The organism is Paenibacillus sp. PK1-4R (genome assembly GCF_030369595.1).
GTDB lineage: Bacteria > Bacillota > Bacilli > Paenibacillales > Paenibacillaceae > Paenibacillus.
In genome coordinates, this window is sequence record NZ_CP126535.1 from 416,800 (window position 1) to 441,914 (window position 25,115).

Annotated in this window: 23 protein-coding genes; 16 read left to right on the top strand and 7 right to left on the bottom strand. The window is 46.8% G+C overall.

All coding sequences use genetic code 11. The features are described from left to right. Nucleotides 1-31 precede the first annotated feature (31 nt). Nucleotides 32-895: a LysR family transcriptional regulator gene (locus tag QNO02_RS02000; protein ID WP_249912956.1), complete on the bottom strand. Its 864-nt coding sequence runs from the start codon at nt 893-895 to the stop codon at nt 32-34. Between the two features lie 156 nt (nt 896-1,051). Between QNO02_RS02000 and QNO02_RS02005 the strand changes: the two genes are divergently transcribed. Both QNO02_RS02005 and QNO02_RS02010 read left to right on the top strand, forming a co-directional pair. Further along, nucleotides 1,052-2,113 carry an oxidoreductase gene (locus QNO02_RS02005; RefSeq protein WP_289390933.1) on the top strand — a complete coding sequence of 354 codons (1,062 nt, stop codon included), beginning with the start codon at nt 1,052-1,054 and terminating at the stop codon, nt 2,111-2,113. Between the two features lie 131 nt (nt 2,114-2,244). Continuing rightward, nucleotides 2,245-2,613 (top strand): VOC family protein, encoded by a 369-nt coding sequence (locus QNO02_RS02010; protein ID WP_289390935.1) that lies wholly within the window; start codon nt 2,245-2,247, stop codon nt 2,611-2,613. 144 nt (nt 2,614-2,757) lie between these two features. Here the strand turns inward: QNO02_RS02010 and QNO02_RS02015 are convergent, their stop codons facing one another. Continuing rightward, nucleotides 2,758-3,969, bottom strand: a complete 1,212-nt coding sequence (locus QNO02_RS02015; protein WP_289390936.1) for an MFS transporter — start codon at nt 3,967-3,969, stop codon at nt 2,758-2,760. 283 nt (nt 3,970-4,252) lie between these two features. Between QNO02_RS02015 and QNO02_RS02020 the strand changes: the two genes are divergently transcribed. Continuing rightward, nucleotides 4,253-4,831 (top strand): TetR/AcrR family transcriptional regulator, encoded by a 579-nt coding sequence (locus QNO02_RS02020; protein WP_289390938.1) that lies wholly within the window; start codon nt 4,253-4,255, stop codon nt 4,829-4,831. Nucleotides 4,832-4,929: 98 nt separating this feature from the next. Here QNO02_RS02020 and QNO02_RS02025 read toward each other — a convergent pair whose 3' ends face one another. Then, nucleotides 4,930-6,054 carry an LLM class flavin-dependent oxidoreductase gene (locus QNO02_RS02025; RefSeq protein WP_289390939.1) on the bottom strand — a complete coding sequence of 375 codons (1,125 nt, stop codon included), beginning with the start codon at nt 6,052-6,054 and terminating at the stop codon, nt 4,930-4,932. A 264-nt stretch (nt 6,055-6,318) separates the two neighbouring features. Between QNO02_RS02025 and QNO02_RS02030 the strand changes: the two genes are divergently transcribed. From QNO02_RS02030 to QNO02_RS02080, 12 genes are all read left to right on the top strand, one after another. Beyond that, nucleotides 6,319-7,704 carry a transcriptional regulator gene (locus QNO02_RS02030; RefSeq protein WP_289390940.1) on the top strand — a complete coding sequence of 462 codons (1,386 nt, stop codon included), beginning with the start codon at nt 6,319-6,321 and terminating at the stop codon, nt 7,702-7,704. Nucleotides 7,705-7,960: 256 nt separating this feature from the next. After that, nucleotides 7,961-9,328 (top strand): transcriptional regulator, encoded by a 1,368-nt coding sequence (locus tag QNO02_RS02035; protein WP_289390942.1) that lies wholly within the window; start codon nt 7,961-7,963, stop codon nt 9,326-9,328. Nucleotides 9,329-9,456: 128 nt separating this feature from the next. Continuing rightward, on the top strand, nt 9,457-9,624 hold the full coding sequence (locus QNO02_RS30260; RefSeq protein WP_353959099.1) for a Spo0E family sporulation regulatory protein-aspartic acid phosphatase: 168 nt from the start codon (nt 9,457-9,459) through the stop codon (nt 9,622-9,624). 40 nt (nt 9,625-9,664) lie between these two features. Then, on the top strand, nt 9,665-10,189 hold the full coding sequence (locus QNO02_RS02040) for a pyruvate kinase (protein ID WP_289390944.1): 525 nt from the start codon (nt 9,665-9,667) through the stop codon (nt 10,187-10,189). A 310-nt stretch (nt 10,190-10,499) separates the two neighbouring features. Beyond that, nucleotides 10,500-10,688: an aspartyl-phosphate phosphatase Spo0E family protein gene (locus QNO02_RS02045; RefSeq protein WP_223868875.1), complete on the top strand. Its 189-nt coding sequence runs from the start codon at nt 10,500-10,502 to the stop codon at nt 10,686-10,688. A gap of 241 nt (nt 10,689-10,929) precedes the next feature. After that, nucleotides 10,930-12,753 carry a sensor histidine kinase gene (locus QNO02_RS02050; protein WP_289390947.1) on the top strand — a complete coding sequence of 608 codons (1,824 nt, stop codon included), beginning with the start codon at nt 10,930-10,932 and terminating at the stop codon, nt 12,751-12,753. Between the two features lie 5 nt (nt 12,754-12,758). Further along, nucleotides 12,759-13,526, top strand: a complete 768-nt coding sequence (locus tag QNO02_RS02055; RefSeq protein WP_289390949.1) for a response regulator transcription factor — start codon at nt 12,759-12,761, stop codon at nt 13,524-13,526. Nucleotides 13,527-13,629: 103 nt separating this feature from the next. Further along, on the top strand, nt 13,630-14,925 hold the full coding sequence (locus QNO02_RS02060; protein ID WP_289390950.1) for an ABC transporter substrate-binding protein: 1,296 nt from the start codon (nt 13,630-13,632) through the stop codon (nt 14,923-14,925). Between the two features lie 30 nt (nt 14,926-14,955). Beyond that, on the top strand, nt 14,956-15,657 hold the full coding sequence (locus QNO02_RS02065) for a hypothetical protein (protein WP_289390951.1): 702 nt from the start codon (nt 14,956-14,958) through the stop codon (nt 15,655-15,657). 351 nt (nt 15,658-16,008) lie between these two features. After that, the gene (locus QNO02_RS02070; RefSeq protein ID WP_289390952.1) at nt 16,009-16,923 is read left to right on the top strand and encodes a carbohydrate ABC transporter permease; all 915 of its coding nucleotides are present in this window, start codon (nt 16,009-16,011) and stop codon (nt 16,921-16,923) included. Beyond that, complete coding sequence (locus QNO02_RS02075) at nt 16,907-17,761, top strand: carbohydrate ABC transporter permease (protein WP_036616638.1); 855 nt, start codon at nt 16,907-16,909, stop codon at nt 17,759-17,761. Before QNO02_RS02070 ends, QNO02_RS02075 begins: the two co-directional genes overlap by 17 nt. 59 nt (nt 17,762-17,820) lie before the next feature. Then, nucleotides 17,821-19,158, top strand: a complete 1,338-nt coding sequence (locus tag QNO02_RS02080) for an FAD-dependent oxidoreductase (protein ID WP_289392657.1) — start codon at nt 17,821-17,823, stop codon at nt 19,156-19,158. 514 nt (nt 19,159-19,672) lie between these two features. Here the strand turns inward: QNO02_RS02080 and QNO02_RS02085 are convergent. The 4 genes from QNO02_RS02085 to QNO02_RS02100 form a co-directional block, all read right to left on the bottom strand. Beyond that, nucleotides 19,673-20,323: an amino acid ABC transporter permease gene (locus tag QNO02_RS02085; protein ID WP_036673117.1), complete on the bottom strand. Its 651-nt coding sequence runs from the start codon at nt 20,321-20,323 to the stop codon at nt 19,673-19,675. Between the two features lie 224 nt (nt 20,324-20,547). Next, nucleotides 20,548-21,270 (bottom strand): amino acid ABC transporter permease, encoded by a 723-nt coding sequence (locus QNO02_RS02090; protein ID WP_289390953.1) that lies wholly within the window; start codon nt 21,268-21,270, stop codon nt 20,548-20,550. Nucleotides 21,271-21,371: 101 nt separating this feature from the next. Continuing rightward, on the bottom strand, nt 21,372-22,202 hold the full coding sequence (locus tag QNO02_RS02095; protein ID WP_289390954.1) for a transporter substrate-binding domain-containing protein: 831 nt from the start codon (nt 22,200-22,202) through the stop codon (nt 21,372-21,374). 39 nt (nt 22,203-22,241) lie between these two features. Continuing rightward, the gene (locus QNO02_RS02100) at nt 22,242-22,994 is read right to left on the bottom strand and encodes an amino acid ABC transporter ATP-binding protein (protein ID WP_036673121.1); all 753 of its coding nucleotides are present in this window, start codon (nt 22,992-22,994) and stop codon (nt 22,242-22,244) included. A 456-nt stretch (nt 22,995-23,450) separates the two neighbouring features. Between QNO02_RS02100 and QNO02_RS02105 the strand changes: the two genes are divergently transcribed. Then, nucleotides 23,451-25,064: a glycoside hydrolase family 28 protein gene (locus QNO02_RS02105; protein ID WP_091038101.1), complete on the top strand. Its 1,614-nt coding sequence runs from the start codon at nt 23,451-23,453 to the stop codon at nt 25,062-25,064. Nucleotides 25,065-25,115 lie beyond the last annotated feature (51 nt).

Sequence of the window (25,115 nt, forward strand, 5' to 3'; positions counted from 1 at the left end):
CGGTTGAAAGTGGGGGACTAAGTTATCTATATCAAAACGTAATGCACTTCTGGTTCAGCAGCTTCATGAACTGATCCAGCGCACTGCTGACATACCGATCCTCACCGCGGACAAAGGTTGTCGTGGTATGAGTAAAGCGATCTGCCAGATCAAATACGGAGAAATCATCCGGTTTCTTGTGAATAACGTTGCACGGCATAATGGTAAAAGCAATTCCAGACTCCACACAGCTGAGCAGGTTTTCCATCGTACTCACTTCGATGATATTACGTGCGGACAACCCCTCTTCCTGCAAAAATTCTTCGGTCATTTCACGGTACGGGCAGCCCTCGGGGAAAACAACCCACGATACTTGGCACAGGCTTTCGGGTGGTATGTCTGTCTTCTTGGAGATGATATGAACGGTGTCCTGCATCTCGTATTCCACCTTCAAACCTTCTTTCACACAAGCCCCGCTGATAAAAGCACCATCAATCTCATAGTCCTGTATTTTCTTGCGCAGTACTTTGGGTGAAGTGGAGTTGACGAGTGAAATGGACACCTTCGGGTAGGTTATTTGATATTCATTCAGAATTTCCATAAAGCGGCTGGATGCCGCCGTTTCTACAATGCCGATTTTCAGCGTGCCTGAAGGTTCACCGGGATCGGTCATATCCTGCTTCAGATCGTGCAAAAGGTTGTGAATGCGTGTGGCGTACTGGACGAACTGTTCTCCTTTGGAGGTCAGTACAACACCTTTGGGAAAACGGTTGAACAACTGGATTCGATATTCCTGCTCCAGTTTTTTGATGCGCGTAGTGACATTGGATTGCGCGTAATTCAGTTCTTTGGCAGCCTGTGAGATTTTCCCTGAACGTGCCACCGCGAGAACAATATCGATATCGGAAAGTTCCATGCTGTATCCTCCTGAACGTGGATTAACTTACATTGCTTCCGCAGATGTTGATGTCAGGTATCTCTCTGAGAGATACAACTATATATTTCAATCATTTTACGATATATCAGAGCCACCGTACAATATCCCTAATGACAAAGAGAGTAGGGATATGACATGGATAACATGAATACACGTTCAACACTATTAAGCCCGGTAACGATTCATCAGTGGCAATTAAGGAACCGAATGGTGATGGCTCCGTTGACCCGGGGATTTGCTGATGATCGGGAGGGGACCGTGACGGATGAGATGGTGGCGTATTATGAGCAGCGTGCCCGAGATGGCGTGGGACTGATCATTACCGAGGGTATTAACCCGAATCTGGCAGGCAAAGGCACTTACGGCATCCCCGGTTTATATACAGATGAACAGACGACTTCTTGGAAAAGGGTAACGGATGCTGTTCACAGACACGGCGGCACCATTATTGCTCAACTGTGGCATGTCGGCAGGTTGTCCCATTCCGATCTGATCGGAACCACTCCAGTGGCACCTTCCAGCCTTGCGGCAGAGGGAAGAGTGCATAAGCTGCATAAGCCGTATCAGGTTCCTCAAGCGATGAGTGCACAGGATATAGCGGATACAATTCAGCATTTTCAGACGGCGGCCCGCAATGCGGTTCTGGCAGGGTTCGACGGGATCGAGCTGCATGCTGCGCATGGGTATCTGATCGACCAGTTTATTAATGAGAAGACCAACCACAGAACAGATGAATATGGAGGCGACACTGCGGGCAGATTGCGGTTCCTGCGGGATATTATTGTGGCTGTAAAAAAAGAGATACCTGTGGATCGCATATCGGTACGATTTTCCGAGAAAAAGGATGATGATGCATCCTATGCATGGGCAGATAAAGCTGGAATGATCGATGCATATCTGAACTTGTTCCGCGAGACGGGAATTACGATCTTGCATCCCTCAACAGATCAATATACAAAAGCATGGGAAGGGGAGCAGTCTTTTCACGAGCGGATTCGTAGTCGGTGGGATGGAATCATCATTGGTGTGGGGGATTTGGATGTTCAGATCGCAGAGCACGCGATTAGTAAGGGAAGCATAGATCTGGCTGCGTTCGGCAGACCGTTTATCGCCAATCCAGATCTGGTGCGTAAATTGCATACCGGTGAGCCGTTGGTGGAGTATGATGCGACTACGCATCTGCCTGTGTTGTTGTAAGAGAGAAAACGAGTAAAAGAAAAAATCGAAAAAAGGAAAGAACACTACTGACATACTGTTGGCAAGAGCGGTCTTGTATGATCAAGATAACCTAAACAACCAACCCCATATATAAAGGAGATCATTACATTATGTCAGTAATCGGACCGGATTTCATTTCACTTCAAGTGAGCAATCTTGAAGGCTCTGCCGAATTTTATCAAAACTATCTTGGCCTGGTACGCTCACAGGCGGGACCACCTCATGCGGTGGTCTTTGACACCAAGCCGATTGCATTTGCTTTACGTGACCTATTGCCAGGAACAGAACTCGGTTCAGGTGCTCAGCCAGGACTTGGTGTCGCTCTGTGGCTTCATGCTCCTGATACGCAAGAAATCCACGACAAGCTTGTTGCGGCAGGCGTAAAGATTACATCTGCACCAATAGATGGACCATTCGGGCGAACCTTTACATTTGCCGATCCAGACGGGTACCAAGTTACCCTTCACAGTAAAGCCTAATACGTAGATGAATCCATCTTAATAACAGTGATACCTTCCTGTCACAGGGAGCCAAGTGAGTATTATAACGGAATAAGGGCAGAGCTAATCTTGATGATTAGCTCTGCCCTTATTCCGTTATTCGGATTCAGCGATATATTCATTCTATTCATTGCTGACAACTACCGCTTTCTTTTCCGTAAAGTAATACACCAAAGCGAGCAGCGGCATGATCAGGCCAATCAGCGTTGTGAGACTCCAGCCTCCGTGAGCATAAGACCAGCTTCCAAGAGATGAACCAATCGCACCGCCGACAAAAAAGATCGACATGAATATGCCATTCACACGCCCTCTCGCTTCACTTCCTAAGGAGTAGATGATGCGTTGACCCAGCACCAGATTTCCTGAGACAGCCATATCCAGTGTGATTGCCACGATAACAAGCAGGATCAATGCAAACGTGGAGTGGCTCTGGAACACATAGGCAAGACCGAATGAAGCAGCAGCGATCACCATGGCAGCACCCGTCAGAATACGCGTTAGTCCGCGATCAGCCAGTCTTCCGGCAATGGGAGCGGCAATAGCACCTCCGACACCAGCCAGAGCGAACCAGGCAATGCCTTGCTGTGACATGCCAAAATCGTTAGCCAGTCTCAGCGGAACCGTGGTCCAGAACAAGCTGAAAGCACCAAACAGACTGGCCTGATAAAACGCCCGGCGGCGCAGCAGCGGCATCGTTCTGAACAGTGTGCCCAAGGACACGATTAATTGACCGTATTTCAAGGTGGGTTCAGGTTGGCGAGCAGGAAGAGCACGTGATAGGAGCAGCATGAGAAGTGTTATGACAATGGCGGAGAATACAAAAACTGTCTGCCATCCGAAGAGGCTGGTGATAAAGCTTGCGACAGGACGAGCCAGCATGATGCCCAGCAGCAGACCACTCATGACATTGCCAACAACCCGTCCGCGTTGTTCCTCGGAAGTAAGATATGTTGCATAGGGTACCAGAATTTGAGCGACAACAGAACCTATACCAATGAATAGAGAGGCAGTCAGAAATACAACAGCAGTGGGCGAGAAAGCCGCAGCAATCAGGGCAACCACCAGTACGATGAGGAAAAGAACGACCAGGCGTCGATTCTCGGTAATGTCACTGAGCGGCACGATGAATAACAAACCAATAACATAACCAATCTGAGTCAACGTTACGATCAATCCGGCAGCGGCAGAAGAAAGACCCGTGGTTATGCTGATCGGTCCGATAACGGTCTGAGCATAATACAGATTTGCCACGATCAATCCACAAGCGGATGCCAGCAAAAAAATAATCCAGGTGGGTACAGGTGCCTTCTTCACTTGTTGTCTCATATCCATCATAATCATCCTCCACAGTTCTAAATGGTATTCCCAATAAACAGGTGATATTTAAAAACGTTAATTACTAAACGCTGTGTTCACTAATTACAAATATATAATAAACTAAACGTGCAGTATTGTAAATAGGCTCAAAATATTTTAATGAGAATATTAATTAGGATGAAAAGGTGAACCGAGGATGGAATTATTGTGTGTACTCATGGCATTTTAGTATAATGAACGTATCGTTTTTATGAATATTACTCATGATTAAATATATTTTATACATCCAGGAGGGCTCAAGATGACTGCCAAAAGAGGACGTCCACGTAACATGGAAACCCAGAATGCCATTCTTACAGCATCGTATGCGTTGTTGTTGGAGCACGGATTTGGGGCAGTTACGATCGAGAAGATTGCTGAACGTGCACAGGTGAGCAAAGCCACTATCTACAAATGGTGGCCGAATAAAGGCGCTGTCATCATGGACGGATATATGTCTGCGGCAACGGCAAGATTGCCAGTGCCGGATACAGGCTCGGTATTGGAGGATATACGCATACATGCGAGTAATCTGGTTCGTTTTTTGACCAGTCGGGAAGGAAAAGTGATTACACAGATTATCGGAGAAGGGCAGTCGGATGAAGGGCTTGCCGAAGAATACCGCACAAGATATATCCAACCACGTCGGCGTGAAGCTCGGGGAATTCTGGAGAAGGGCGTGGAGCGCGGCGAATTGAAGAGTGGGATAGACATTGGATTATACATTGATCTGATCTATGGGCCGGTGTTCTATCGCATGTTAGTGACGGGTGAAGCGATGGAGGATGCGTTTGTAGATGTGTTGCTCCGTTCCTTGTTTGAAGGCATTCAGGCCAAATAGGTACAGAGAGAGCGGCGATACAAGTGGGAGGAAGAGGGAAGAGGGCGATTCGTAGGAATCACCCTGGAAGGAGCACGTGTATTGTACGTGGGAGATTGTTAGACCTGGAATATAGGTGAGATGGCTGTGGGCCATGAATCTGTAGCATTAGAGGAAAGGAAGGATGAGTGCTGGGTTAACACCGGGGGTTCATTCCATACCGAACTGGGCAGTTCGCGGCGTAATACAGGGGCAACGTCCTTGGCAAAACGCTCCACTTGCTCCAACTGCTCGCTATGCGTCAGTCCATCTACGCTGATACTCAGCACCTGATGTCCGTAAGCGGCATGATAGTCCAGAATTTTCTCAATGATCTGCTCCGGACTGCCGATTAACGCAGGGCCTCGTGCAATGTTATCCTCCAGATCGGTGAAGGGAGACTGATTATGCTGTGCGGCGGCAGTGGCATGGAACGCTTCATAATATGGCTTATAACGACGAATGGCTTCTTCGCCCGTATCCGCAAGATAGAGACTGCCGGCACCAGAGCCAATCACTGCTTGCTGCGGATCATGACCATAATAATCGAGGCGTTCCCGATAATGATCAATTAACGCTTTGTATTTGGCCTGAGGGTGAAAAGAGTTCGACGTGAAGAGCGGCTCGCCATATTTGGCTGCGAGTTCGGTCGAGACTGTGCTGGACGCGCTACCATGCCAGATTGGGATGGACTGCTGAAGCGGCCTGGGCCACGTGGTCACTCCCTCAAGCGGAGGGCGATACGTTCCCTGCCAGGTTACATTCTCTTCAGACCACAGCCGTCTTAGCAGATGATAGCGTTCATCGAGTGAATCCCATTGTTCCTCTTCGCTTATGCCAAACAGCGGATAGTGCCGAGGGTCATTGCCTTTCCCGATGATCATCTCCAGCCGTCCGCCCGATAATTGATCCAACGTGGCATAATCCTCGGCAACCCGGACTGGATCAAGTATACTAAGAACAGTGACGGTGGTTAGTAACCGAATGCGTGTGGTTGCTGCGGCTATTGCGGTTAATACGATAGGTGGCGAGGAAGATAGAAAAGGAGCACCATGTCGTTCACCGATCCCATAGGCATCGAAACCCAGTCGTTCAGCCAGCTTTGCTTGCTCTAATATATTGTGGAATTTCTGCTGAGTCGTCAGAGCTTCCCCGGTTACGGCATTAGGCAGATTCATCATGAGACTAAACAAGGCAAATTTCATCTGACCTTCTCCTCGAACTGAATTGATAACTTCTGTGTCGTATAATCCTATTGAAATAGTAGGATATGTAAGTTGGATTAAATGTATCACGTTCTCACGGATTCTTCTAATGGATTTTTTCTATAAGCAGGAACGGCGAGGCCTCCTTGCATAAATATGAAGGGAATTGCCACGATTTTTATTGACCGCTGTAAAATTTAGGATTAAAATTGTGCTTATCATATAAATTCAAAATTATGGATTTTCATTGTGGAGGTGGGATACATGGAACCTACAACTACGATACGCTCATATATTGAGGACTACATCAGGAAACAGGGGTACACCCTGCAGTATTTTGCCGATATATCGGGAGTTAACGCTGGAACGCTTAGCGCAATTATTAAGGGGACTCGGCCCATCGCTATGGCGCAACTGGATCTGATTACCCAAGGCATGAAGCTGGAAGAGGGGTATTTCTACGAGATTTATGGGGCTGAATGTTTCGTGGAATCGGCACCTCATTGGAGGAGACTGGAACCATTCCTGCAACGCTGTGCTGAATTGGACAAGCTGGAATGTATTCATAAGGTTATCCAGGAAGTGACGGATGATCGCTCGTATATCTCGGAGTTGTTTGAGATGGCGGAAGGCATGCTTGAACGTGGACAGACGAAGGCTGCACGGATGTTGTACGAATGTGTGGCGGAATGTGAGAAATATCAACATTCGGAACGTCTGGCTCTGTGCCAGTATCGCATCTTCACCCTCTCGCTTGGTCAGAATCAACATGATAACCTGCGGGCCGCTGTGCACTTTGAGCCATATATTAATCGGCTGGATGAGGAACGGCAGTTGGATGCGATAAAAGACCTGGCGAATACATACTTGGCTCTAAGATACTGGGACAAGGTATTTGACTTGGCCGAAGACCTGGAGCAGAAAACTAAAATTTTGCAATCCTATACAAAGAAAAAAACGGATAAAAGTGATCGGATAACGGCATATCCTTTCTTTGTATATAGAGCATATTCAAATTTGCTGAAGTCTTCCGCATGTGAGAGACAAGGACGCTACGAAGAAGCTCTACAATATACAGAGCTCTACGCCAGTCTAACAAAAGTTGCTGAACCTGATGAAGAAGATCAGATCTATATTGATAAATTCAAGGGCTGGACGGAAGCAAATACCTATCTGTATAAGTTAATGATGGGAGATCAAGGTATTTTGCCGGCTTACGTGAATTATATAGAGCAAAATAAAATGGAATTGCTGCCCGCAATGATAAATATTTTAGAGGCAGCTAATAAATTTGATCATAATATTGATGATATCATCTACAAGTTCAGTGACCAGATTACTTCAGAAGTTACGCGATTAAAGGGATATACTGAACAGGTGGAATTAGATATGTACATCACGTTTTTACTTGAACGGACCATCTACCATCTCAATCGTTGTGAATATCCAGAAGGTCTGAAGCAGCTGATGCATTGTTTGAGGGAAGCCGTCAAAATAAAAAATCAAACAGATATTATCCATTGTGTAGCGTTATATGAGAAATATAGAAATATCGCAAATGCTGAAATTGAGCATCAGTATAAATTAATAATGATGGAGGTTCAGAGATATTATGATAAAAAAGAAAATCCTGCATTTAATCTTGCTTAGCTTTATTGTTATTAACGTTAGTCAATTGGTTACTCTCGATGATGTGTCACCTATTCAAGCATTATTCCATGTGCATGGAGGCGGCGGTCTGTAGTTATTAAATCAGAAATTTGTTGATTGCTATAAACTTACTTCCGGAATTGGGGGTGAGTTTTTTGTTATGCGGAGATTGACCAATGTAACACACAAGATTAGAATTACATTTATTATAAATTATTGAATATTTAATTCCATTTGGTTGATGGAGGTGGGAGAATTGAAACTTGCACCTACGATACGCACATATATTGAGAATCACATGAGGGAACATGGATTTAAATTGCAACAATTCTCTGATATTACTGGTGTTAACGTTGGAACGTTGAGTGCCATTCTTAAAGGCAGCAGACCAATGTCTATGAACCAACTGGATCAGATCACTTCAGGCATGAGATTGGAAAAAGGTTACTTTTATGAAAGTTACGGAGTAGAATCCTTCATTGAATCTGCACCTCACTGGAGACGATTAGAACCATATCTATATGGGTGTGCCGAACTTAACAAGCTGGATTGTATTCAACAAGTCATTATTCATGTGACAGACGATCGATCGTACATTGAAGAGTTATTTGGTGTGGCTGAAAGTTTTTTTACGAAAGGGTTCAATGAAGCTGCACTTATTTTATATGAATGTGTGGCAGAGGGAGAAAAATATCAGCATTCGGAGCGGTTGGCTTTATGTCAGTACCGTATTTTTTTGCTCCATAAAACCATTAAACAATTGGATAATCTAAGTGCAGCGATAAAATTTGAGCCATATATTGAGAAGCTCGATGAAGAGATCCAATTGGATGCAATCAAGGACCTAGCAAATGTTTATAACACAATACATCATTGGGATAAAGTCGATAAATTGGCGGATGCACTTGAACGGAAAGTTGATTTTCAGCTCGAACTTCAATCTCGAAGGCTGAAAAATATTAATAGGGTTGCTTTTTATCCCATATTCACATACAAAGCATATGCAAATTTATTGAAGGCAAGTGTATGTGAAGCACGTAAGGAATTTGAAAAGGCGCTGGAATACACAGATGTTTATGCAAAAGTTGTTGAAGTTTCTAACCCGACTGAGGAAGAGCAGATATTAATTGATCGGTTCAAAGGATGGGCAGAAGGGAATCGGTATTTATATCGTTTAGGTAGTGGAGAGCATGAGGTTATTGAATCTTATTTAGATTACCTTGAATCCAATCCTCAAGAAATCTTAATAGCATTCGTAAATATTTTTCAGTCAGCCAATCAACAATTGTTGAACATTGATTTTGCATTGGATAGATTTGATTCGTATATTCAAGATTTTAATACGGAGAGACATTTAGAAGGAACCTACAACCAGCAGATGTTAAACCATAGGTATATACGCTTTTATTATGAGTTAGCGAAGTACAGACTCAACCAGCAAAAGTATACGATTGGTATTGAAGCTTTGCTGACAAGTTTGAAACTAGCTTCAAGTAGTAGTGATGATCTTATGTCTATTAAATTGATTGATCTTTATGGGAAGTTTAGAAGCCAAGCAACAATTGAACAGGAAGAACTGTACACTGGACTAATAACAAACCGGAGTATAGAAAATTATATCTAAAATCCTACTCTACAAAGCATATGAGCTCGTGGTAATGCACATAAACTTCTTTAAGGTTTTGCAAAGTATTCGATTATCTATTGTTTAGAGAAAGTACCCTAGAATAGGTTGAAAAAGGGGTGCATGCAGTGAGTGAACTGATACAGATCAGAGACCAAATAGAACAGAGTAAACAACATCTTTGTCTCTTGGTAGAAGAACATGGCATGCAAGACTATAAAGTTCTTCAACAGTCTAGGGTTCTAGATGAACAAATTAATAGATATATTCGACTTACTAAGAGTTTAAAGTTATAGTAGCTCATTAAATATGGCATAACGAAAAGAGGATTCGCCCTTGCAGATTGATATTCAGAAGCTTTACGACAAATATATAACTTTGGACATTCCTAATCCATTCACTTTAGAGCAAATTCATGATCGACTAACCAAGAAATACTACGCTGAGAAGGTAGATTTAGAAGAGTTTTCCGACTTGCGCAACGACCCTCATGCGGGATTTGATCAGGCGGTTGCAGCTTATGTATTTAAGGATGAGAGGGGAACCAAGCAATTAATTAGCCTGAACAAGGATGAAGATATCCATGAGCCACTGGAATTTGCATGGATAATCAATTCCACTGTGCGAGGATTTTCTCTTCTATTAATTCTTGAAATCGAAGTATTTTATGGAATGGAAGAGAGTGAGATGACTCTTGGCAATAAACGTTTTGAGGAATATCTGATCCTACTCTATTTAACAGGTTACATTGAGTTTGAGAATGACTCCTTCATTAATCCATTGCGTGCTCGTTATCGAGAGGGCTACAGACTTCGTTATTTTGGTATGCAGAACGGTGATGAAAATTATCTATACAAATAGATTACTTTTCGATAAATTTATTAACTTCTCGCGTGAGAAAGGTGCAAGAGATACTTAGGATAAAATGGATAATATGTCCATAACGCACTTTAACGGTAAAGGATTCGTGTATTCTCGAATACGATATGTAGACATGTTATAATTTTCTTTGCCCACATCTTGTAGAAAAGAAGAGACGTCAACTCTCTATGCAAATTGCTTGATGTTGAAAGTATCTCTATGTAAATAAATATTTTATTCTGCAAAGGAATATAATATGAATTTTTTGGCAATGTATCCTAAAATGTTATACAAAGAGGGGGTGCATGCTGTGAGTGAACCGGTACAGATCACAGATAAAATCGAACGGAACAGGCAAGAGTTGAGTCGTTTGGCGGAGAATCATGGCATGCAGGACAACCAAGTCCTCCGACAGTCCATGGTACTGGACGAGCTTATTAATGAATATAATCGATTCAAATATAAAAGCCATCTCAGGAACAGACAACCGATTGCATAATGCAGTCGGTTTTTTGGTCTAATTAGTGTTCTATAGAAATAGCGTAGTCGACTGTAGTGATACAGTCGGCTTTTTTGCGTTCATCTGAAACTAATGCGGATAACTTGAAATTCCGTACCAATTCTAGGGTTGGCAGGATAGCGAATGATCATTAAAACTGGATATGATGCCCCCAGTTATATCCAGGTTGATCTGTGAAGGGGGCTCATACAATGATCGGGAGAGGGAGGGATGAACGGAAATGATGGACAAGGTACACAGTTATTTCGGGAAAAACGTAAACCTGCGCACCAAGTTGCTCCTGTTGTTCCTGGCGCTGACGTTACTGCCGCTAAGCTTGCAGGGAATGATGAACTACAAGCATTTCTCGCAGACGATGGATCGCAAGACCGAGCAGTTCACCATTGATATGGTTCGCCAGATTAACGCTAATCTGAATCGGCTGCTGAAGGACTTTGAGCGGTTGTCGCTCTTGCCGCTTTACGATCAGATGGTGCTTGGCATTCTGGGCAAATACAACGCTTCAATGGGTTCGGGTACATGGGCGAGGTCTGAGGATTATCTGAAAATGAAGCTTTACACATCGGGTCAAGCTTATGACCGACCCGAGATTCGGGGGATTCACCTGATCAGCAACAGCGGCATTTTGTTCTCCAATCTCGATTCCCTGGCGGTCAAGCCGGTATGGGACAGTAGGCAGGATGATTGGTTTGCAGAGCTTGAAGGCTCGGAAGGGACATGGCGCCTGCTTCCTCCGCATCAACCCAGCTATTACACGGGTGGTCAGCAAGAATCGTATATATCGGTGGGCAGAGTGCTTCGAGATCCGAGTACGCTCCAGCGATTGGGGTACATTCTGATTGACATCCGTCTGGAGGCTTTCGGCCAACTGTTATCCAATCTGAATTATGAGCAAGATGCAAGCCTGATGATTGTAGACAGCAAGCAGCGTCTTCTGTTCGAACGAACCTCAACCGGAGGAATGTCTGCGTACGACCAGTTGCTAATGCAGGGACAGCTTCAAAGCTATGCAGGAAACCAAAAAGTTGTTCTGGATGGGCAGCCCTATCTCTATGTACAACACCATTCCAGCTATTCCGGGCTTTCGGTGATCAGTCTTACACCTATTGCCGTGATTCAAAAGGAGTCGGGTGAGATGCTTACCTTTACAATATGGTTCGCAGTGTTGTGTATGGCGGGTATAGCGATTCTGGCGGTTCTGTTATCCTATCGTATCACCCGGCCACTGATTCGACTGAAGCACCACATGATTCGGGTAGAGCAGGGAGATTTTAGCCAGCGGGTAGCACACTTCAGTAGTGATGAATTCGGACAGATGAGCCGGGGCTTTAACCGAATGATGGAAGAGATTCATCGACTGTTCAATGAGGTGTTCCTGCTGGGCATTCAAGAGCGGGAGGCAGAGTTGTCAGCGTTACAAAGCCAGATGAATCCCCATTTTATATACAACACGCTGGAGTCCATTAACATGATGGCCATTCGCCAGAAGCACGCAGAGGTGTCGAACATGGTGACGGCGCTTGGCAAGTTGCTGCGCTATACGATTGATAAGGTGGACCGGATGGTTCAACTTGGGGAAGAACTGGCTTTTGTACAATCCTATGTACGCATTCAGCAGGTACGTTACGACGGCAAGTTGGAGATTATCTATGACATCGAAGAAGGGATAACTGAGTATTTGATTCCCAAGCTGGTACTGCAACCGCTGGTGGAGAATGCAGTCTACCACGGCATTGAAGGGCAGGAAAATGGAGGAGTAATCTGGGTAACTGCCTTGAAATTCGACCAGGAGCTGCTGATTAGTGTGCGAGACAACGGTAAGGGTATGACTCAGGCAAAGATTGACGAGTTAAATGAGTCCATATCAAAACAGCCTTCCAATGAGGCATTACGTTGCCATGCCGGGGACAGTCTGGGGCTTAACAATATCGCTCAGAGGCTTCGTCTCATGTATGGAGAAGGCGGCAGCCTAAGCATTGATGGAAGCCCCGGGCAGGGACTGGTGGTCACGATATCCATTCAACTTCTACCGAAAGGGGATTGAAGCGCATGTATAAAGTATTGCTTGTAGAGGATGAGACGGTCATCCGTCAGGGACTGAGGGAACTGATCGTACAAGTGTCTTCTCAGTTTCAGGTAACAGGCGAAGCGTCGAGCGGTACCGAGGCACTGGATTTTCTGAGATGTGAGGTGCCGGACGTGTTAATCACGGATATCCGCATGCGTGAAATGGACGGATTAACTTTGGTAAGCAAAGCAAGAGACATGTACCCTGAATTGCTAATGCTCATCATTAGCGGCTACGGCGAGTTTGAATATGCACGCAGAGCGATGGAGTTCGGGGTGTTGAACTACCTGTTGAAGCCAATCGATCGTTATGAACTGGCATTATGCATACAAAAGATTCAATTGCTGCTGGATCGCAGATACGGTATTTCAACCCTTTCTACCCCTGAGCCATCTGGCAAAGCAGAACACGCTGGTGGAGATACGCGGAAGATTATCCGAGATGTGAAGGAGCACATCAAGCAACATCCCGATGGAGATCTGCGACTTCAGACGATAGCAGATCTCGTTAACTTGAACCCTACTTATTTAAGCCAGCTGTTCAAGAACGAAATAGGCATCAATTATTCCGAATACATCACTGAGGCACGTATGGAGCGGGCCAAGTGGTTGCTGATCAACACGGGTCTTAAAATCTATGATGTGGCACGGTTATCCGGGCATCAGAGCCCCAAACACTTCATGCTGGTGTTCAAGCAGCAGGTGGGATGGACCGCAGGAGAATATCGAGACCGATTCAGTATCTCTTGAAAAACCATACCATTTCTGTAGTTGACGTGATTTATGAGGGAACGATGCTTTCGTTATACTTTGGTTGCACATGTATACCACGACGTCCATAAGGGGGATTTCCATGAAAAAAGCAGGACTGATACTGGTGTTTGTACTCATGATGATGGCTTCAATCGCGTGCGCAAGCTCCAATTCTAACAGTGAATCTGGCAGTTCAAGCGGAGAGAATGGAGAGGTCGAGCTGAAGTTCATGATGTGGGGCAATCAGGCGCATATGGATGTATACAACAAGCTGATCGATGACTTCACCAAGGAAAATCCAGGCATCAAAGTAACGATGGAATCCGTACCTTTCGCAGAATACCAGCAAAAAATTTCGGTGCTTGCCGCCGGAGGCTCTCTTCCCGATCTCGCCTGGGTATCGGAGCGAATGGTGCCACAATTCAAGTCCAACCACATTCTGGCCGATGTATCCGAGTTCAAGGGTGATGCACAGTTTAAGCTGGATGATTATATTCCAAGTACATTGGATTTGTTCCGTGATGGCGACCAACTGCTGGGGCTACCTTTTTCTACACCTCCGGTGGTCATGTTTTACAATAAAACGCTGTTCGACAAGGCCGGCCTGACTGATCCAAACACACTTGCCACCCAAGGACAATGGACATGGGAACAGTTCGAAGAGTCCGCCAAAGCCATTGCCAGTAAGGATGCGACCAACCGAGTCTATGGCGCCAACTTTTTTCGCGACTGGAAGACCTGGGCGGTGCTCTCCTCCTACTCCTGGTCCAATGGAAGCGGTCCATTCGACGAAGGCATGACAACGTTCACCTGGAACGATGCCTATGGCGTACAGACCTTTGAATTGCTGGAACGCATGATGTTCACCGATGAATCACACCCAAAGGCGGGGGAACAGGTCAGCTTCGATGCGGGTAATGTGGGCATGTTCTTTGATAATTACAGCTATGTTTCCAAAGCAAGAGAAATTACGGATTTTGAATGGAGCATCGCTCCTATGCCTTCCGGTTCTCAAGGTAGTGTGCCGATGCTAGGGCAGGCCGGATATGCCATGTTCAACGACAGCAAACATCCAGAGGAAACGAAGAAACTGTTGAAGTATTTTGCCAGTGAGCAGGGGATTCAGGCGACAGCCACCTACTTTGTGCCTCCGCGTACCTCTGTTCTGAACTCAGATGCATTCATTCTTCAACCGAATAATCCGAGCAAAGAGCATATCGTGCAGGCGGTCATTGATGAAATGCCCAAAGCGCGCTTAATCCCCGGTCATATCCGTTGGCAGGATATCGACAATGCGGTATTGCAGGGATTTGACCGACTGTTTGCAAAAACAGCGACAGCTGAGGATAACCTGAAACAAATGCAGGAAGAGATCCAAAGTGTGTTGCAACCCTAAATCATTCGATCGAAACCGGAGGTGAGAACGATGGGCAAATTCAAAGAATTACTTGAACGGAAACCGCTGTCGCTGGTGGTCAGTCTGCCTGAGAATGATATTGGTTTGGCTCGGGCAGCCATGGAAGAGGGCGCTGATGCACTGAAGGTGCATTATAATGTCGGTCATCGCGCCAGCGGGAATCATTTTGGTCCATTGGACATGTACGCCGAGGTGTTTCGGGCGATCCGCAGTGAGTTTGGTGGTCCACTTGGGGTCGTACCTTCTGGCAGTATTGATGGGGCACAAAGGGAGGATGTGGAGGGGCTTTCCGGGCTGGGTTTTGATTTCTATTCCATCTATGCACATCACTTGCCATCCTTCATGTTGAATGACTTGGGGCTGGACCCAACGTTTGCGATCAATGAGGAATATGATGCTTCCCTCGTAACATCGGCAGCTCACTTCGGCTTCACCGCTCTGGAGGCATCCATTGTACCTGGAAAAGAATACGGTACACCGCTCAGCTTCGCGGATGTGCTTAAGTATCGCCGTCTGGTCTTGCAAGCCCAGGTACCGGTATTGGTTCCTTCCCAGCGAAAGCTGGTGCCGGAGGATGTTCGGGTGCTGCGCGATACCGGGGTAAAGGCGATTATGCTTGGAGCGGTCGTGACTGGCAACACGGAGGAACAGCTGCGAAGGGCTGTGAACGGGTTTCGCAATGCGGTGGACTGTCTGAACCGTCCGAATTAATCAGTTGAAAGTCAAGTGAATCACGGGGGCACACCATGTTAGCATTCATTCGTTCTAACGAATCGAGGACATGTTATTCACGTCCATTTGTACGGATCTGAAATTTAAGGAATCAGAGAGACGTTATTTCGTCCATTTGGTCGATTTTTAAAGTTCTGGCGACATTTTATAGAGATATAAGATGACTGAGATTCGTTACCCGGTGCATTCTTTAAAAATCTGCCTTATAAGATGCGGTAGATTCGTTAGCGATTTGGAGCGAGGGGATCATTCCTTTTGAATCAGCCCCTTATACAGAAGCGTCGCAGAGTTCAGCTTCGGAGGAAATTTGATTAAAAGGGGGAGGCCTGATTGACCCATTCACGCAAGCGCAAAAGAGGGGGGCCGCTCGCCAGAGAGGCCCAGATCGCGGGTTGGCTGTTTGTATCGCCAATGGTGCTTGGGTTTACCCTGCTGCTGTTATTTCCCATGGGTCTCGCGTTATACATGAGCCTGACCGATTGGCCGCTGCTGGGGGATCATCATTTTATTGGATTGGAGAATTACCAGAATGTTATGACAGACGCCATGTTCTGGAAGGTTCTTGCCAATACAGTATATTTCACAGCGGGGCTGGTGCCGCTCAATATTGTGCTCGCCCTGCTACTCGCATTGCTGCTGTCCAGAAGTATTCGCGGCATCGGAATTTTCCGAACAGCGATCTTTGTTCCGGTCATGACTTCGTTGATCGTGTGGGCCATCGTGTGGAAGCTGATGTATGCAACAGAGTCAGGATTGATTAATCAGCTTCTGTTGATGGCCGGCATCAAGGGTCCGGCCTGGCTATACAATGAAGATTTGGCAATGCCGGCGGTGATTGTGACAAGTGTGCTGAAAAATGTCGGTCTGAATATGGTGCTGTTCATTGCAGCCATTCAGCAGGTACCGCGTTCACTGTACGAAGCAGCAACATTGGACGGTGCGGGCAAAAGGGGAACCTTTTTTCACGTCACGCTGCCCATGATCACGCCAACCGTGTTTTTGACCGTAGTTATGACCGTGATTGGTTCACTCAAAGTATTCGGGCAGATCTACGTGATGACACAGGGCGGGCCGAGCAACAGCACCAAGGTATTGGTTTATTATATCTGGGAAAAAGCATTCAAACTATTTCAGTTTGGTTATGCTTCTGCTCTTGCATATGTGCTGTTCTTCATCGTACTGATCCTGACGCTGCTGCAATGGCAGCTCCGAAAGAGGTGGGTATTTAATGAAGGCGATGCCTAGTCCCTCGGGGCGGAAGATAGGAAGTACTCTGGGGACGTATTTGTTGCTGACTCTGATTTCCCTCATTATGATTGTGCCATTTATCTGGATGATATCGACATCATTCAAGGAACCCCAGAGCATATTCACCTATCCACCGCAGTGGATACCGGATACTTTCCGATTTCAGAACTATATCGATGTCTTTCGATTGATTCCGTTTCACCGTTTTTATTGGAACAGTATCTACATTTCTGCGTTGGTTGTGCTAGGAACAGTATTTTTTGCTTCCCTCGCCGGTTACGCATTCGCCAAAATTCCGTTTAAAGGACGTAATGTGGTATTTCTCATCCTGCTGAGTGCGATGATGATTCCCCATGAGGTGACGGCGATACCGATGTTTCTGTTCATGCGGCAGCTGGGGTGGATTGATACCCATCTTCCGCTGATATTATTGCCGATATTTGGCGCGGGTGGTGTGTTTGGCATCTTTGTGATGCGGCAGTTCTTCATTACGGTGCCAACGGAACTGGAAGAAGCGGCAATGATTGATGGTTGTAACCGATTCCGGATATATGCGCGAATTATGCTGCCCATTGCCAAGCCGGGTATGGCTACGCTGACGATCTTTACGTTTGTGACGATCTGGAATGAGTTTTTTGATCCGTTAATCTTCATTAACTCGCGTGATCTGATGACGCTGCCATTGGGTTTGTCTTTGTTTACAGATGAAGTGGGTACAGCCTGGCAATATCTGATGAGCGCCACCGTCATGGCAACCTTGCCACTGTTAATTGTTTTTTTCCTGGCACAACGGCGCTTCATTGAGGGAGTTGCCATGACGGGACTGAAAGAGTAAACCGTGCAATACGTGCTATAGAACGGAAGGAGGGACAACATTTGCGTGAACAGAAGAGTATGAAAAAGGAAGAAGCAGATGTCGTTATTGTGGGAGGGGGCCCTGCGGGTATAGCGGCAGCCATTGCGGCTGGAAGGCAGGGTATACGAACAGTGCTGGTGGAACGATATGGATTCGTGGGCGGGATGTCAACTGCTGCTATGGTCTATCCCTGGATGACTTTCCATACGGAGCGCGGTGAGCAGGTTATTAAAGGTATTGCGCAGGAGATCGTGGATCGTTTGCAGGCACGTGGCGGCTCTCCGGGGCATCTGCGCGATACAGTTGGATTTGTGCATACCGTCACGCCGTACCATCCAGCCATCTTTCAGGTGGTTGCAGCAGAGATGTTGCAGGAGGCTGGTGTCCGGCTTCTGTTGCACAGCTTTGTGGACGAGGTGGTCGTTGTAGATGATCGGGTGGAAGCGGTGCGAGTGACCAACAAGTCTGGAAGAAAGGAGTTCCGGGCGGACGTATTTGTGGATGCAAGCGGCGATGCGGATCTGGCTTATCTTGCGGGTGCTTCTGTGGCAAAGGGACGAGACGGCGACCATCAGTCGCAGCCGATGACCATGAAATTCCGCATGCGTGGTGTCGATCTTGGACGAGTGAAACAATACATGCTGGAGCACCCGGAGGATTTCTATGTGAAAACCCCCTTTGCTGAACTGGACAGCATTCCGTTAACCGGGGTGAGTGGTTTCTACTCCCAGTGGAAAAAAGCAGGTGTGCCGATTAATCGCGACCAGGTATTGTTTTTTACCGGACCGGCAGAAGATGAAGTGCTGATTAATTGTACCCGAGTGCAGGGGCTCGATGCGACGGATGCCGAGGATCTGACCTCTGCGGAACAGGAAGGCCGGAAGCAGGTGCTGATGATCGCTGAGTTTTTGCAGCGTGATGTGCCTGGATTTGAACGGGCTTCGATCTCGGCAGTAGCGCCGCAGATTGGTATCCGTGAATCCAGACGAATCATTGGGCATTATGCCTTAACTCAGGCGGACGTGGTTGCAGGACGGAAATTTGACGATGTGATTGCCAGAAGTGGTTATCCGATTGATATCCATGACCCTTCGGGTCAAGGTGTTGTGGCTGCCTTTATAGAGGGGGATGGGGCGTATGATATTCCGTATCGCTGTCTGATCTCTAGCAATATCCGCAATCTGCTGGCGGCAGGACGCTGCATCTCTACCACACATGAGGCGCATGCAACGACAAGGCTGACTCCAAGCTGCATGGCTACCGGGGAGGCCGCGGGGACAGCGGCTGCACTAACAGTGAAGATGAAGCTGGACCCGGTGAAACTGCCGATCGAGCTGTTACAGGCGGAATTACGTCACAACGGAGCGGCGATCTAGCGGATGAGCTGAGTCTGGGCTAAAATGGGCGAATCGGGCGAATCATTAATAGTGGGAGTGGGTGTTTATTTAATTCGCGGTGGCTTAAGTTTTAACGAACCTGAGACGACTAATGTGGGGCTATAAGCTGAAATGAAAAATGTAACGAATCTCAGTGAAGTTATTTTACTCAAAACTCTGAAATAGGGGGTAAAAGTGGGGGGAATCGGAAGAATAGAGCGTCTACGATTCGTTAGATTAGAAACTATCCCAAAAATAGCTAAATAAGCTTCCTTCAGTTCGTTAGAGATTGATGGGGAGCTTGTACATTGATGAGCATAACTGTAGCCCCAAAGACTCCAATTCCACTGCATGGGTGGATTTAGAGTCTTTGGGGCGCTTTCATTTTTTTCATCCATTTGGTTCTTTCCTTCATGCCTAATCATATCTAATCATATCTAATCAATCACGGGGTCTCGGTTCCTTCATGTTCCATCATGTTTCGTATTCTTTCATGCCTTATTCTCTCCGATTATCAATTCATCCGTGCCTCAAGTCGTCTTGCGACAATGGACAACGCGTAGTTGATGACAAAATACAATACGGCTGCGAGCAGCAGGGCCGGGATAATGTAATCGAAACTTTGACCGCCAAGGATCTGCACGTTGTGCATCAGCTCCGGCAGAGAGATGATGATCGCCAGTGAAGTATCCTTCAGGAGTGAGATGAATTGGCTGACCATCGGCGGGGACATGCGGCGTAGCGCCTGTGGCATGATAATGCCACCTAGGGTCTGCATGTAGCTCAGGCCCGAGGAGCGGGCAGCTTCCACCTGACCGCGCTCAACGGACTTCAGACCGCTACGGACGATCTCGGCGATCATTGCGCCTTCAAACAGACTCAGTCCAACAACTGTGGACCAGAAGACGGACATTTTAATCCCGAGCTGTGGAAGTACCATGTGAATGAAGAAAATGATGAGCAACAGCGGCAGATTCCGGATCGTATCCACGATCACTGCGACGATCTGTGACAGAACAGGGATACGGGTAAACCGGATCGTACCCAGCACAGTGCCAAGCACAAAGCTGAATATAATGGATAGCCCTGCTACCTGCAGGGTAATCAGGAATCCATGAAGCAGGAAACGAAGGTTGGGCCACGCATAGGCCCCGCTAAAGTCCATATTTTATTAGCCTCCTTCTGTATGCAGGAATAGAATATTGAAGATTAATAGATGGGGCATGGACTGTGTATAAAGCAACTTAAGCACTGTAGCAGTGAATTACAATATGCACTGTGACATGATCACCAATGCCAGCAAAACACAGACGATCCAGTACTCATTTAAACCACATGGACAAGCCAATATATCTCCCTAAAAATCTACGCCAGGTACAAGTCGATCTGTTACATGGTAACCTGACCTGCCGGTTTGTTCTTTTTCGGTTTGCCTTTGGTGTTGCGCGCCTCTGCATCGCTCTGTCCAAACCTGCGCTCCATATAATGCACCAGGAAGCTAAGTGGTAGTGTCATTACCAGATAGAACAGCGCAACAATGGTGTACACACTTAGCGGCTGGAACGTATCCGAGTTAACCAAGTCGGCAAAATACATAAGATCCATGCCGGCGACAACGGCAAGAATGGATGAGTTTTTGACCAAATTGATGAACTGGTTGCCGATGGACGGCAGTACAATCTTGATGGCCTGGGGCAGAATGATCAGGTTCATGGCCTGTACATAGGACAAGCCGGAAGACCTTGCTGCTTCCAGTTGTCCACGCGGCACCGTCTGAATACCCGCTCGGATCGCTTCGGCAATGAAAGCGGCGGTGTAGATGGTCAGACCCAGAGTACCGGAGACAAACCCATCCAGCGAGATGCCTAGTGCAGGCAGTCCAAGATAGAAGAAAAACACAACCAACAGCAATGGGATGTTTCGGATAAATTCCACAAAAGCCGTGCCAATCCAGTTCAGCGGTTTCACAGGGGATATCCGAAAGATAGCCAGGATTGCGCCAAGGATAAAGCTGCCAATGAGAGCCATAATGCTCACTTGAATCGTATTCAGGAATCCTTCCAGAAAACGATCCGAGTGTCGCATTAGTACGCTGAAATCCAATGTGCCCATATAGGCGAAGCCTCCGTTCTCCAGATGTAGAAACGGCGATTACGTCTGCTCATGCTTCGCATCCAGCAGACGAATTCGCCGCTTACCTATCTTAATTCGGGTTACTCGGGCTTGGAGCCCAGCCATTTCTCATGTAAAGTGTCATATTCCCCGCTGTCTTTCATGCTTTTGAGCAGCGTGTTGACTTCCTCCACGAAGGCAGTGTCGCCTTTGCGAATGGCCATACCATAAGGTTCGCTTGTGAAATTGCCACCAACCAATTGGAAGCTGTTATCCGTCTGTTGCATGCCGATGAGGATGATGTTATCTGTGGTCAGCGCTTCGCCTTTACCTGCTTTGAGAGCAGTGAATGCATCCTGATAGTTATCGAATTCAAGCACCTCAGCATCCGGGGCTTTCTCGCGAATATTCTGAGCGGATGTGGAGCCTTTCACCGCGAGTACTTTCACCCCGCTGAGGCTTTCCAGGCCGGTAATCGCACTGTCGTTTTTCACCAGCAGGGATTGGCCTGCTTCAAAATAAACATCACTGAAATCTACCTGTTCCTTACGCTCATCCGTAATTGTCATTGTGGCGATGATGATGTCGATGTCTCCATTTTGCAGCATGGGAATACGTGTCTTGGAAGTGACCTCTTTCAGTTCAACCTTTGTCTCATCTCCAAGGATCTGTTTGGCGAGTGCCTTGGCGATATCAATATCGAATCCTTCAACGTTGCCACTTGCGGGATCTTTCAAGCCAAACAGCTTCGTATCGTATTTCACACCGGCGATGAGCTTACCGCGTTCCTTAATCCGCTCAATCGTGCCTTTTGCCTCGGCATCGCCACCACCGCTCGCTGAAGGTGTATCTGTACCTGTACTACAACCTGACAATATAAGGGAGAGAATGAGGACAAGCATAAATGATGGCCATTTCAATAATTTCTTCATGAATAAAGACCCCTTTCAAAATGGAATAGTGGATTATTCTCAATGATGAATCAGACGGCTCAGGAATTGCTGTGCTCGTTCTTCTCTGGGGTTGTCAAAAAATTCGGCAGCGTTGGCCTCTTCTACAATTCGGCCTTCGTCCATGAAGATGACCCGGTCCGCAACTTCGCGGGCGAATCCCATCTCATGGGTAACAACGACCATAGTCATGCCATTATGGGCAAGGGAACGCATAACATCGAGGACTTCCCCGATCATCTCGGGATCGAGAGCAGAGGTAGGTTCGTCAAAAAGCATGATTTTGGGCTCCATGGCGAGTCCTCTGGCGATGGCTACCCGTTGTTGCTGTCCACCGGACAACTGAGAGGGATAACTGTCTGCTTTGTCGGCAATGCCCACTCGGGTCAGATACTTCATTGCTGTTGCGGCTGCTTGTTCTTTGGGTTGTTTGCGCACCTTCATGGGTGCAAGGGTAATGTTATCGATGACTTTTTTGTGAGGATAAAGATTGAAGTGTTGAAATACCATGCCGATGTCACGGCGGAAGAGGTTAATGTCCACCTTTTTCTGATGTAGAGGAATCCCACTGACGACAAGTTCACCTTCGGTAATGGTCTCCAGGCGGTTAATACAGCGGAGTAACGTGCTTTTGCCGGAGCCGGAAGGTCCGATAATGACGACGACCTCTCCTTCTTCAATGTGAAGATGGATATCCTTGAGGACATGAAAATGACCGAAATGTTTCTGGACACCCCTAAATTCAATCAAGAGTACACCCCATCCTTTCTGCAACGTATGTGTGTAAAAGGAATAATAAGGAATAAATTGAAACTAGTTATTTAATCATACATAGTCATCCTGCTTATGGCAATTGGTTTGTGATAAAACATGACATAAGTAATGGGTTTTCTAGGGCTATAGCCAGTAAATGTGTTATATATCTGTCATGTTATTAAATGTCTTGTGACGAATCCTGACAGAAAAATGAATCCATTCTCCTAGTTGTTTACCAACCTTTGGAATAGTTGTATAGAGTATACTGAAAGTGATGTTTGATTTATGACTCTGATTAACAAAACAAATAGCATCAAGTTCCACGTGTACATGGCAAGAAAGCTCAACCCTACACGTCATGCCATTGATATGATGGAGTGAGAGAGCGTCCGTTTGAACGTAAGTAAGGAAAGTAAAAGCGATGTATTGATCCCATAACCATTCCATTACATGTAGAGAGGATGATTCTGCACGATGAATACATATCACTCCCCAATATCGACAGGAGCAAGTGCCCAGTCCGATGTTCGAGCTTATGAAGCCGATTTGCCTGTCATTCCTGCTCAGGATTTTCAGCTTACAGACTATGGAGCTGTTGGAGACGGCGTAACAGATAATACGGAGATGTTCCGACTTGCCATCTCTTCATGTGCTGAAGCAGGAGGTGGAAGAATCGTAATTCCTGCCGGGGTATGGCTCACAGGTCCGATTGTAATGCGCAGCCGTATCGAACTACATGTGGAAGCAGGGGCACTGGTTACGTTTAGCCGAGATTTTGATCAATACCCATTAATTGCATCAAGCTTCGAAGGCTGGCAGGTGGTACGTTGCCAATCCCCGATCGATGGTGATCAACTGGAGGATATTGCGATTACTGGTGAGGGGATATGGGATGGGGGCGGTGAGGCATGGCGTCCGGTAAAACGCTCCAAAATGACCACTTCACAATGGAACCGATTAGTCGCTTCTGGTGGTGTTGTAGAGCAATCCGGTGGAGATGAAGAAATCTGGTGGCCTACCACAGCTGCACTTGAGGGCGGTACTATCGCGAATCGGTTGCATCAGGAGCAGGTACGTGATGTCTCTGCCTATGAAGAAGTCAGAGACTTTTTGCGTCCCAACATGGTCAGCTTGCGCAGATGCAAACGGGTATTGCTGGACGGTCCAACGTTCCAGAACTCGCCTGCATGGAATCTGCACCCCTGGGCATCTGAGCATGTCACCATTCGTAACGTGAGTGTGCGAAATCCGTGGTTTTCTCAGAATGGAGATGGGCTGGACATTGAATCCTGTCGTCATGTAGTGGTGGAGAAGAGTGTATTCGATGTCGGTGATGATGCGATCTGTCTGAAATCAGGCAAGGATGCCGAAGGCCGTGAACTGGGTCTTCCATCGGAGTACATCACCATTCGGGATTCCACGGTGTATCACGGTCATGGCGGGTTTGTAATTGGCAGTGAAATGTCCGGTGGTGTGCGGCATGTGCGTGTGTCGGATTGTACGTTTATCGGCACGGACATTGGACTTCGCTTCAAAAGCGCACGTGGGCGCGGCGGAGTGGTTGAGGACATTCAGATTGAGCGCATATATATGAAAGATATCATTATGGAAGCGATCTCGTTTTCCTTTTTCTATGCAAATCAGGAAGGGTCTGCCCGGGGCAGTGATCTATCTCAGGACATTAGCGAAGAGACGCCAGTGTTCCGGGATATTCGAATATCGGATGTGGTCTGTGCCGGTGCCGACACTGCGTTGCTTGTGAGTGGATTGCCGGAACTGCCTTTGGATGGGGTGATCATCCAGCGTTACAACGTGCAAGCTCGCAGTGGTATCCAATGTGCTCATGCAAAACATCTGCATATCGCTGAATTGCAGGCGCAGATCACTGAAGGTCCGCTGGTTCATTTGCACCAGTGCAAAGGGGCAGAATTAGAGAGCATTCAGGGCAAAGGCGCAGATGGCCGACTTCTGATGGTGACCGGACACGAGTCCGCAGGCATTGTATGTCGTGAAGGCGATGCTGACACAGATGGTCGTCAGATCTCTGTGGGTCCTGAAGTACGAAGTGGCGTGATCATTCGCAGGTAAAAAGTATGTAGTAGGGTTTAGACAAGTTGGTCCAATTCAGCCGTAGTGGTG